This is a genomic window from Streptococcus loxodontisalivarius (genome assembly GCF_016908645.1).
Lineage (GTDB): Bacteria > Bacillota > Bacilli > Lactobacillales > Streptococcaceae > Streptococcus > Streptococcus loxodontisalivarius.
Window position 1 is genome coordinate 1 of sequence record NZ_JAFBEH010000062.1, and the last position, 10,146, is coordinate 10,146.

General features: G+C 42.0%; 11 protein-coding genes. 7 read left to right on the top strand and 4 right to left on the bottom strand.

The features are described from left to right. Positions 1 to 126: 126 nt before the first annotated feature. The 4 genes from JOC28_RS09730 to JOC28_RS09745 all read left to right on the top strand — a co-directional run bounded on the left by JOC28_RS09730 (position 127) and on the right by JOC28_RS09745 (position 3,501). Positions 127 to 1,338 (top strand): chloride channel protein, encoded by a 1,212-nt coding sequence (locus JOC28_RS09730; RefSeq protein ID WP_205010492.1) that lies wholly within the window; start codon positions 127 to 129, stop codon positions 1,336 to 1,338. Between the two features lie 118 nt (positions 1,339 to 1,456). Beyond that, positions 1,457 to 1,672 carry an NAD(P)H-binding protein gene (locus tag JOC28_RS09735; protein WP_205010493.1) on the top strand — a complete coding sequence of 72 codons (216 nt, stop codon included), beginning with the start codon at positions 1,457 to 1,459 and terminating at the stop codon, positions 1,670 to 1,672. Next, entirely contained in the window at positions 1,638 to 1,958 is a 321-nt protein-coding gene (locus JOC28_RS09740; RefSeq protein ID WP_205010494.1) for a Rossmann-fold NAD(P)-binding domain-containing protein, read from the top strand. The genes JOC28_RS09735 and JOC28_RS09740 overlap by 35 nt, the downstream gene beginning before the upstream one ends. Positions 1,959 to 2,052: 94 nt before the next feature. Next, positions 2,053 to 3,501: an alpha-amylase gene (locus JOC28_RS09745; RefSeq protein WP_205010495.1), complete on the top strand. Its 1,449-nt coding sequence runs from the start codon at positions 2,053 to 2,055 to the stop codon at positions 3,499 to 3,501. A gap of 400 nt (positions 3,502 to 3,901) precedes the next feature. Here JOC28_RS09745 and JOC28_RS09750 read toward each other — a convergent pair whose 3' ends face one another. Genes JOC28_RS09750 through JOC28_RS09765 form a run of 4 tightly spaced genes read right to left on the bottom strand, consistent with a single transcriptional unit; the run spans position 3,902 to position 6,909 of the window. Next, positions 3,902 to 4,552 (bottom strand): amino acid ABC transporter permease, encoded by a 651-nt coding sequence (locus JOC28_RS09750; RefSeq protein ID WP_205010496.1) that lies wholly within the window; start codon positions 4,550 to 4,552, stop codon positions 3,902 to 3,904. A gap of 15 nt (positions 4,553 to 4,567) precedes the next feature. Beyond that, positions 4,568 to 5,278: an amino acid ABC transporter permease gene (locus JOC28_RS09755; RefSeq protein ID WP_205010497.1), complete on the bottom strand. Its 711-nt coding sequence runs from the start codon at positions 5,276 to 5,278 to the stop codon at positions 4,568 to 4,570. Positions 5,279 to 5,301: 23 nt separating this feature from the next. Then, a complete protein-coding gene (locus JOC28_RS09760; RefSeq protein WP_205010498.1) occupies positions 5,302 to 6,120 on the bottom strand; it encodes a transporter substrate-binding domain-containing protein in 819 nt (272 codons plus the stop codon). A 15-nt stretch (positions 6,121 to 6,135) separates the two neighbouring features. After that, positions 6,136 to 6,909, bottom strand: coding sequence for an amino acid ABC transporter ATP-binding protein (locus JOC28_RS09765; protein WP_205010499.1), 774 nt, complete (start codon positions 6,907 to 6,909; stop codon positions 6,136 to 6,138). Between the two features lie 217 nt (positions 6,910 to 7,126). On the opposite strand from JOC28_RS09765, the gene yycF reads away from it, so the two are divergent. From yycF to JOC28_RS09780, 3 genes are read left to right on the top strand one after another with little or no spacing between them, the layout of a single operon-like run. After that, a complete protein-coding gene (gene yycF / locus JOC28_RS09770; protein ID WP_205010500.1) occupies positions 7,127 to 7,837 on the top strand; it encodes a response regulator YycF in 711 nt (236 codons plus the stop codon). Beyond that, entirely contained in the window at positions 7,830 to 9,167 is a 1,338-nt protein-coding gene (gene vicK, locus JOC28_RS09775; protein ID WP_205010501.1) for a cell wall metabolism sensor histidine kinase VicK, read from the top strand. The genes yycF and vicK overlap by 8 nt, the downstream gene beginning before the upstream one ends. A 1-nt stretch (position 9,168) precedes the next feature. Continuing rightward, on the top strand, positions 9,169 to 9,978 hold the full coding sequence (locus tag JOC28_RS09780) for an MBL fold metallo-hydrolase (protein ID WP_338058066.1): 810 nt from the start codon (positions 9,169 to 9,171) through the stop codon (positions 9,976 to 9,978). Positions 9,979 to 10,146 lie beyond the last annotated feature (168 nt).

The following is a 10,146-nucleotide window of genomic DNA, read 5'->3' on the forward strand; positions in this document are numbered from 1 at the left end:
CTTTTCATTATAAGTCATGTGGGACTTTTTTTCTACATTCAAAAAGCCCTACAATCTCCTTGGTGGATTTACCCACTACAGAAATTATAGAGCCGTTTTAGTAATCTATCAAGAAAAGGAGATACTATGTTTCACAAGCAGGGGCCCTTTGCCCTAGCTCTTCTTATTTTAGCAGTCATAGCTGGTTTGGCTGGGATGGGCTTTCATCTTATATTGGAGGCAGTCCAGTTGCTGATCTATCATAGTCATGACTTGGTTGGGCTTAGTAATGTCAGCCAGCCCTATCTGTTTATAGTTTTAATTCTAACTGGCTTTATCATGGCAGTGATTTGGTATCAGCTTCAAAAGAATGAAGCTCTTATCAGTGTCAAAGCGCAGCTATTGCCAAAGGATGAAAGAGAAGAAAAGCCATCCATGGTAAAGCATACTCTTCATATCTTGACTCAGGTGGTCAGTGTGTCTCTGGGCTCGCCTATCGGAAAAGAAGCTGCGCCTAGGGAGTTTGGAGCATTAGCAGCTAGCCATCTGGCTAATCGATTCAACTTATCAGCTCAGGAGCGCAAGCTATTGGTGGCAAGCGGAGCAGCAGGATTAGCAGCCATCTACCAAGTGCCTATTGCCAGCGTCTTCTTTGCCTTAGAGACGCTAGGAATAGCATGGGGAGTGAAAAATCTGATTTTTCTCCTGTTAGCCACAGAAATCGCAACCCAGACAGCCCACCTCATCATCTCTGATCAAGCTATCTACTCACTAGAAACCATTTCGACTAGTTGGCAGAATATTCTCTTAGCTATTTGCCTAGTCATCATTATAACGCCTCTGGCTTATATCTTTAACATTTGGTCTAAGAAGGTTGGACAAAAGAAAATCAAGGACAAAAGGATTCTTTGGGCTTTGCCTCTGACCTTTATACTACTTGCTTTTGTTACGATTTACTTTCCTGAGATTATGGGAAATGGTGAGGCTATGGCGACACGAATCATTGCAGGTCAGCCTTGGCATAGAGTTCTCTTTCTTATCCTTATCAAGGCAGTCATGGTGCTTCTGGTTCTGAGTTCAGGCGCCTATGGTGGTACTTTGACGCCATCCTTTGCTCTGGGCTTGGCACTTGCCTACCTTCTGGTGACGCCCTTTCTACCAGCTCTGGCTGGATCTGCCATGGTTTTGGGGGCTCTGATTTTTCTCGCAACTAGCATGCAGGCACCTCTGACAGCCCTTTTCTTGGTTATTGGGTTTACGGGACAAGGGCTGAGCGCCTATCCGATTTTAGTCTTGACAGTTGGATTGACCAGACTTTATCAAGATTTTTTCATTAAAAGATGGCTCTTTAAAGACTGATAGCAGACATTACTTACTTAAAAGTAACTAAAGAATAAAAAAGTGCCTACTTTCTAAAAGTAACTAAGAGTGATAAGATAACTATTGTAAAAATCACTAAGACAAAGAGGTAAGAAATATGACTTATTTAATCACAGGAGTTACTGGACAGTTGGGCGCAGCTATTTTGGAAAAAGTATCAGAAACGGTGGCTAAGGAAGATATCGCTGTTTTGGTTCGTAGTCAGGAGAAAGGTCAAGCTTTTGCTCAAGCGGGTTACCAAGTTCGCATCGGCGACTTTTCAGATAAGGCGCAACTGATTGAAAACTTCAAAGGCATTGACAGGCTCATTTGACAGCAATGCCATCTATGAATTGGCTGGAGACTTGCATACCTATGCTGACCTTGCTGAAGCGCTCAGCACTGTTCTTGGAAAAGAGGTCCAAGCGCGTGGACTCAGCAGCCAGGAGTATCGTCAAGCTTTAGCTCAAGCAGGCTTGCCAGAGCCAGTACAAGCCATTGTTGCAGGAATTCAAGATGATATTGCCAACCACCAATTGGAAGTTGAGCACAGTGATCTTGACAGGCTTCTCGGACATGCACCACTTAGTCTAGTAGAAGCTGTAGAAGAAATGATTTAAGTAAAAAAGAATTACGCAAACGTTTGCGTAATTCTTTTTTTTCTGCTACAATGTTGGTGTTAAAGCTTAAGTATGAAAAATAAAGGATATTACAATGACAAATGAAACATTGATGCAGTATTTTGAATGGTATCTGCCTAATGACGGTAAACACTGGCAAAGACTATCTGATGACGCTGAAAAGTTAGCAGCAAAAGGTATTAAGAAAATCTGGATGCCACCAGCTTTTAAGGGCGTTTCATCTGCAGATGTTGGCTATGGCATTTACGATCTTTTTGACTTGGGAGAATTCGACCAGAAAGGGACTGTCAGAACCAAGTATGGGACCAAGGATCAGTACCTTTCAGCCATTGCAGAGCTTAAGAAACATGGCATTATGCCCATGGCGGATGTTATCCTCAATCACAAGGCGGCAGCAGACCACAAGGAGACTTTTGAAGTTGTTGAGGTAGATGCAGAAGATCGTACTGAAATTATTTCAGAACCTTTTGAGATTGAAGGGTGGACTGGCTTTGATTTCCCAGGCCGAAACAATGCCTACAATGACTTCAAGTGGCACTGGTATCATTTTACTGGAACTGACTTTGATGCCAAAACTGGCAAATCAGGAATTTACCAGATTCAAGGCGACAATAAAGGGTGGGCAAATAGTGACTTGGTCGATGATGAAAATGGTAACTATGACTATCTCATGTATGCGGATCTTGATTTTAAACACCCTGAAGTCGTGCAGAATATTTATGACTGGGCGGATTGGTTTATCAAAACGACTGGCGTTGCAGGCTTTCGCTTGGATGCGGTCAAGCATATTGATTCTTTCTTTATGCGCAATTTCATCCGTGATATTCATGAAAAGTACGGTGAGGATTTCTATGTCTTTGCAGAATTTTGGAACGATGATGAAGAATCCAATGAAGACTACCTAGAAAAGACTGATTTTATCTACGATTTGGTCGATGTCAAGCTCCACCACAATCTCTTTGAAGCTAGCCAAGATGAAGATTATGACCTGACTAAAATTTTTGATGGCAGCCTTGCTAAGAACTACCCAGATTCAGCGGTGACCTTCGTTGATAATCACGATACGCAGCGTGGTCAGGCTTTGGAGTCAGCAGTAGCAGACTGGTTTAAACCAGCAGCCTATGCCTTGATTCTCCTGCGCCAATCAGGTCTGCCCTGCTTATTCTACGGCGACTACTATGGTGTCAAAGGTCGCTATGGCAATCCTAGTTTCCAAAAGGTTTTGGATATTCTTCTTGATTTGCGTCTGGCCCATGCCTACGGACCTGAAGAGGACTATCTGGACCAGGAAGATTGTATCGGCTGGACACGCTTGGGTGATGAGGAGCACCAGACGGCTCTAGCAGTTCTTTTGACAAATGGCAAAGCTGCTGAGAAGAGAATGTTTGTCGGACAAACTTGGGCTGGTAAACACTTTATCAATGCCCTAGACCAAGCAGCAGAGCCAGTTCTGATAGACGAGGAAGGCTACGGACTTTTCACCGTAGCAAGTCAGTCAGTCAGTGCTTGGATTCCAGAATAAGAAAAAAACTGAGTATAAAAACTCAGTTTTTGAGATTGAAGACAAAGTCTTTTTCCGATACTCTCCTTAGGTGATGTCGGACGTCAGGTGAAATTATCCAGTGGATGATTTCAGGAATCAGTGGAATTCCATTTGAGCCTCTTCGCTTTCTAGTTTTAAGGCTCAGACCTGAGACAGTCCACTGGACTGTCTCACTCTCAAACATTCCGAGTATAAGAAATGCTTTTATATAGGCATTTCTTATACTTTCATCACTGCGGAAGTATCTTTTGGGTGCTCGCTAACGCTCGCATGGAATAGGAAGATTTATTTTAAACAAGCAGAGCTTTTGTGTCCAATTCCGTTGAAAGTTAGGTTTGTCTGTATTCTGAAAAACTGAGCATCAAACTCAGGTTATTTCTTATTCTGCTGATTGTTCCCAGCTCTTAGCCAAGTGGCGAGAGTAGCTAGAGATTGCAAAGTTGATAACGAAGTAAATCACAGCGATCAATCCATAGAGTGTGAAAACTTGAGCAGGCTCAAAGTATTTCCCCATAAGGATTTGGCTCTTACCAAAGAGTTCTTGGAGGGCGATAACAGAGTAAAGGAATGATGTATCCTTGATAACTGTTACGAACTGTGAAATGATGGCTGGCAACATTTTGCGGATAGCCTGTGGGAAGATGATGTGGATAAAGATTTGGAACTGAGTGAAACCTTGAGAAAGCCCAGCCTCAGTTTGACCATTGTCAATCCCATTAAGTCCTCCACGGATAATCTCTGCCAAAGCGGCTGTTGTGAAAATAGTGAAAGACGTAATCCCTGCTGGTGTTGACTTCATTTGGAAGACCAAGAAGACGATGAAGATCCAAAGCAAGTTTGGAACATTGCGGACAAACTCGATGTAGATACTTGCAATCAAGCGTAGGATAGGATTTTTTCCATTACGCATAACGCCAAGAATAGTTCCGAAAATCGTTGATAAAACGATAACGATAAAGGAAATGTATAAGGTTGCCCAGAGACCTTTCAGAAGAAAGATCATATTGGATGCTGTAAAGATATCAGACATAGATAATTTCCTTTCTTAGAGTTTGTAAGCATTCTTGTTGGCTTCTTCTTGACGACGTGCCCATGTTGCAAGTGGGAAACACATGATGAAGTAGAGCATTGCAGCACCGAAGAAGGCAGGAATGTAGTTAGTTGTTTCAAAGGCCCATGCCTTGGCTGTGAACATGATATCAGCACCTGAGATGATGGCTACCGTTGATGTATTTTTAATCAAGCTAACCACTTGGTTGGTCATTGGTGGTAAGATTGTACGCACAGCTTGTGGCAAGATAATCATACTCATGGTTTGGCTATAAGTGAACCCTTGAGAAAGTGCAGCCTCAGTTTGACCTTTTGGCACTGCCTCAATACCTGAACGGATAACCTCAGCGATATAGGCACCGTGGTAGAAACCAACACAGAGCACAGCAGTGAAGAAGGTTGAAATCATGATGACACCATTTGAGATGATGGCAAGTCCGTAGTAAACGAAAACGAACTGAACCAAGAGTGGTGTGTTTTGGAAAATTTCAACATAGCAGCGTGAAATGAATTTGAGTACTTTATTTTTAGAAGATGCCATAGCTGCAAAGACCACTCCCAAAATCAATGAGAGGATCAGTGCGCCGATTGACATTCCGAGTGTATAAAGAAAGCCTTTTGCAAAGTCTCCGAAGTTTCCGAAGAAGGCAGCCCAACGGCTGAGTGCATAAGGACTAACGGTTTCTGTTGTTGCTAATAGAAACATAATAATCTCCTTGTCCTTTAGTATTATTCAGCAGTTGCTGGTGTCAAATCATACTTGTCGTAGATTTTTTCAAGTGAGCCATCTGACTTCCATTCTGCAAGAAGGTCGTTGATATAGGCTGTCAACTCAGTGTTAGATTTCTTAGTTGCAATACCGTATTCTTGAGTGTTGAAACCTTCGCTAAGAATTTCTGTCTTGTTGCTGACATAACCAGAGAGGATAGATTTATCAACAGAGAAGGCTGCAATACGTTTGGCATAGAGTGAGATAGCCAGTTCTGGATAAGAACCAAGTTGGACATAATTGAATGTGAGATTATGAGCGCTAGCATATTCTTCAATAGAAGATTTAGTGGTAGAACCTTGGGCTACACCGATGGTAAGACCGTTGAGGTCTGAAATGCTAGAAATCTTACTTGATTTATTAACCAAGAAACCAACTTCGTCTGTATAGTAAGGATTTGAGAATGAGTAGTTTTCTTTACGTTCGTCTGTGATAGTGTAAGTTGCGATGATAATATCCAACTGACCATTATCAATCAAGGCCTCACGAGTCTGAGCGGTAACGGCTGTAAATTCAACCTTAACGCCAAGCGCCTTAGCTAGTTTCTTGGCGATGTCAATTTCCATACCTTCATAAGCATCTGTGTCGGCATTGTAGTAACCAAAGTTTGGAACGTCCTGCTTAACACCGACCTTAAGGACACCGGCTTTTTGGATAGCTTTGACTTGGGCAGAAGTAGCGGCGCTGTAGTCAGCCTTAACTTTTGAAGTCAAACCCAAACCGATGAAAAGGAGGCTAAGAGCAGCCAAGACAGTCAGAAGTTTTTTTACTTGTTTCATAGATGACCTCCTAGCTTAGTGCTTTTTCTTTGTTTCAACACGTTCGCTGGTGTGGTTGATAATCTTACTCAAGAACTGTTGGGCACGTGGTTCAGTTGGATTGTCAAAGAAACCTTGAACGTCAGTCGTATCTACCAAGATTTGACCTTCAGCCATAAAGATGATACGGTCAGCAACTTCACGAGCGAAGCCCATTTCGTGGGTAACGACAACCATGTTCATCCCTTCGGCAGCAAGGTTTTGCATAACTGCTAGAACATCACCGATTGTTTCAGGGTCAAGGGCAGATGTTGGTTCATCAAAGAGGAGCAGTTCTGGATTCATAGCTAGACCACGAGCGATAGCGACACGTTGTTTTTGACCACCAGAAAGCATACCTGGATATGAGTCTTTACGGTCCCACATGTTAACGTAAGTTAGGTATTTTTCGGCAATGGCATGCGCTTCTTTAGGATCCATTCCAAGGACCTTGATAGGTGCCATTGTGACATTTTCAAGGACAGTTTTGTGTGGGTAAAGGTTGAAGTGCTGGAAGACCATTCCGACTTCCTTACGAAGTTCAACTAATTCTTTGGCAGAAGCGTTAACGATTTCGTGTCCATTAACTTTTAAACTTCCTGTTTCAATTGATTCAAGGGCGTTCATGGTACGGATAAGTGTTGATTTTCCTGAACCTGAAGGACCAAGTAATACAACGACTTGACCTTTCTCGATTTCAAGATTGATGTTGCGAAGTGCGTGGTATTCTCCGTAATATTTTTCAACATTTTTATATTCAATAAGTGCCATAAGGACCTCCTAATATTCTAGAACTCAACAATGTAAGTTTTTATAACATGGATAAATATTATCATATTACTGTATACTTGTCAAATGAGTTTTCAGAAAATTCAGTAACCTAGGTCATCAACTTGAAACATGCTTGTTATTTTAAAAATACTAGGCATTCTGATATAATAGAACAAATAGAAATTTTTGAATAGGTATTTTTGAATAGGTATTAGATATGAAAAAAATATTAGTTGTCGATGATGAGAAACCCATCTCAGATATTATTAAATTTAACTTGACCAAGGAAGGTTACGAAGTTGTCACTTCCTTTGATGGTCGCGATGCTCTTGAACAGTTTGAAGCTGAGAAACCAGACTTGGTTATCTTGGACCTGATGTTGCCTGAGCTCGATGGTCTAGAAGTAGCTAAAGAAATCCGTAAAACTAGCCATGCTCCAATCATCATGCTTTCTGCTAAAGACAGCGAATTTGATAAGGTTATCGGTCTTGAAATCGGTGCGGATGATTATGTTACAAAACCTTTCTCAAACCGTGAACTTCTAGCCCGTATCAAGGCTCATCTACGTCGTACAGAAAATATTGAAACAGCTGTTGCAGAAGAGTCTTCACAGGCTGGTTCATCAGAGTTGACTATCGGAAATCTCCAAATCATTCCAGATGCCTTTGTGGCTAAGAAACATGGTGAGGAAGTTGAGTTGACTCACCGTGAGTTTGAACTCCTCCACCATCTTGCCCTTCACATGGGACAAGTGATGACGCGTGAGCATTTGCTTGAGACAGTTTGGGGCTATGATTACTTTGGTGATGTTCGTACTGTAGACGTGACCATTCGTCGTCTCCGTGAAAAAATTGAAGATACACCAAGTCGTCCAGAATACATTCTGACACGTCGTGGTGTGGGTTATTACATGAAATCTTATGACTAATCTCTTTATTTCTACCAACCTTTTGGTAGGTATCTTGCTTCTTCTTTTGGTTTTTATCTTCTTGATTTTGATTGTTCGTGACTATTTGACTAGCCACTATATTCAAAAGCTCAACAAGCAGGTCAAGTCTCTGATGGCAGGTGATTATACCGAGTCGTCTGGGGTAAAAGGCTCCGCTGAAATGATTGAACTAGCTAGCAGTCTTAACGATCTTTCAGAGGTCTTTCGTTTGACCCATGAAAATCTGGAGCAGGAGAAGAATCGTTTGTCAGGGATTCTGTCCTATATGAGTGATGGTGTCCTTGCCACCGACCGTCGTGGGAATATTATCATGATGAATGCCATGGCTCAAAGTCAGCTCAATCTCAGTAATGAAGAGGCTTTATCACTGAATGTCATGTCTCTTTTAGAAGATACAGAGTATACCTACTATGATTTGTTGACCAAGACACCTGAGATTAGTTTGAATCGTCTTGATGAATTTGGTGAATTTATCAGTCTCAGAGTAAATTTTGCCCTTATCAAACGTGAGAGTGGCTTTATTTCTGGATTGGTAGCTGTGCTACACGATACGACCGAGCAGGATAAGGAAGAACGGGAACGTCGTCTCTTTGTTTCCAATGTTAGTCATGAGTTGCGAACGCCATTGACTTCAGTAAAATCTTATCTGGAAGCCTTAGATGAAGGAGCGCTCAAAGAGGAGATTGCACCGAATTTCATCAAGGTATCGCTGGATGAAACTAACCGCATGATGCGTATGATCACAGATCTCTTGGCTTTGTCTCGTATCGATAATGCAAGCAGTCAACTTGATGTCGAACTGACAAACTTTACTGCCTTTATCACCTTTATCCTCAACCGATTTGACCAGATGAAGTCGCAGAATGAGACGGATGGAAAGACCTATGAGATTATCCGTGAATATCCTGTGGTACCGATTTGGATTGAAATTGATAATGATAAGATGACTCAGGTCATTGATAATATCATTAACAATGCTATCAAGTATTCACCAGACGGTGGTCGAGTGACAGTCAGCGTCAGAACGACGGATAGTCAGTTGATTATCGCTATCTCTGACGAGGGATTGGGTATTCCTAAGAAAGATTTGCCGTTGATTTTTGACCGTTTCTATCGTGTGGATAAGGCTCGTAGCCGTGCTCAAGGTGGTACTGGTTTGGGTCTAGCTATCGCCAAGGAAATCGTCAAACAGCATAAAGGTTTTATTTGGGCTAAGAGTGAATACGGCAAGGGTTCTACCTTTACCATCGTGCTCCCTTATGAAAAAGATCTACTCGAAGAAGACGAGTGGGAAGAAGGAGAAGACTAGAGTGACAGAAACAGGATTTAAATACAGTATCTTAGCCTCAGGATCGACAGGAAATTCCTTCTATCTTGAGACGCCTGAGAAAAAAATTCTGGTAGATGCAGGGCTGACTGGTAAGAAGATTACCAGTCTTTTGGCTGAAATTGACCGTAATCCAGAAGATTTGGATGCCATCTTGGTAACCCATGAGCATGTCGATCATATCAAGGGTGTCGGTGTTTTGGCTCGTAAATACAACTTGGACATTTATGCCAATGAAAATACTTGGAAAATCATGGATGACAAAAATATGCTAGGTAAGCTAGATGTGGCTCAAAAACATGTTTTCCAACGTGGCAAAATGTTGACCTTCGGTGATATCGATATTGAGAGTTTCGGTGTCAGCCATGATGCTGTGGACCCGCAGTTCTATCGTTTTATGAAGGATGGCAAGTCCTTCGTCATGCTGACGGATACTGGTTATGTTAGTGACCGTATGGCAGGTATTATTGAAAATGCCGACGGCTACTTGATTGAGTCTAATCATGACATTGAGATTCTACGCGCAGGCTCATACCCTTGGAAAACCAAGCAGCGCATCCTTTCAGACAAGGGTCACCTCTGTAATGAAGACGGAGCGGGAGCTATGATCCGTACCATCGGAAACAAGACCAAGAAGATTTATCTGGGGCACTTGAGTAAGGAAAACAATATCAAGGAACTGGCTCACATGACTATGGAAAATCAGCTGGCGCAGGCAGACTTTGGTGTGGGAAGAGATTTCAAGGTTTACGATACGTCACCAGATACCGCGACACCGCTGACCATTATTTAAATATGTAGAAACTTTGAGGCTCTTTGTCAACTGTAGTGGGTTGACTAAATAATTAAGCACGAGAGAGAATCAAATTGGTTCTCTCTTTTGTTGCGTTCAAAGCAAGAAGAATCCGCTTTTTGAAGTTTTCAAAGTTTCTAAATCCAAAAGCATTTCTCTTAATAACCT

Bases quoted from the DNA above. Each gene is read 5' to 3' on its own strand.
- JOC28_RS09730 (WP_205010492.1), top strand. From the start codon at position 127: ATGTTTCACAAGCAGGGGCCCTTTGCCCTAGCTCTTCTTATTTTAGCA.
- JOC28_RS09735 (WP_205010493.1), top strand. From the start codon at position 1,457: ATGACTTATTTAATCACAGGAGTTACTGGACAGTTGGGCGCAGCTATT.
- JOC28_RS09745 (WP_205010495.1), top strand. From the start codon at position 2,053: ATGACAAATGAAACATTGATGCAGTATTTTGAATGGTATCTGCCTAAT.
- JOC28_RS09750 (WP_205010496.1), bottom strand. From the start codon at position 4,552: ATGTCTGATATCTTTACAGCATCCAATATGATCTTTCTTCTGAAAGGT.
- JOC28_RS09755 (WP_205010497.1), bottom strand. From the start codon at position 5,278: ATGTTTCTATTAGCAACAACAGAAACCGTTAGTCCTTATGCACTCAGC.
- JOC28_RS09760 (WP_205010498.1), bottom strand. From the start codon at position 6,120: ATGAAACAAGTAAAAAAACTTCTGACTGTCTTGGCTGCTCTTAGCCTC.
- JOC28_RS09765 (WP_205010499.1), bottom strand. From the start codon at position 6,909: ATGGCACTTATTGAATATAAAAATGTTGAAAAATATTACGGAGAATAC.
- yycF (WP_205010500.1), top strand. From the start codon at position 7,127: ATGAAAAAAATATTAGTTGTCGATGATGAGAAACCCATCTCAGATATT.
- vicK (WP_205010501.1), top strand. From the start codon at position 7,830: ATGACTAATCTCTTTATTTCTACCAACCTTTTGGTAGGTATCTTGCTT.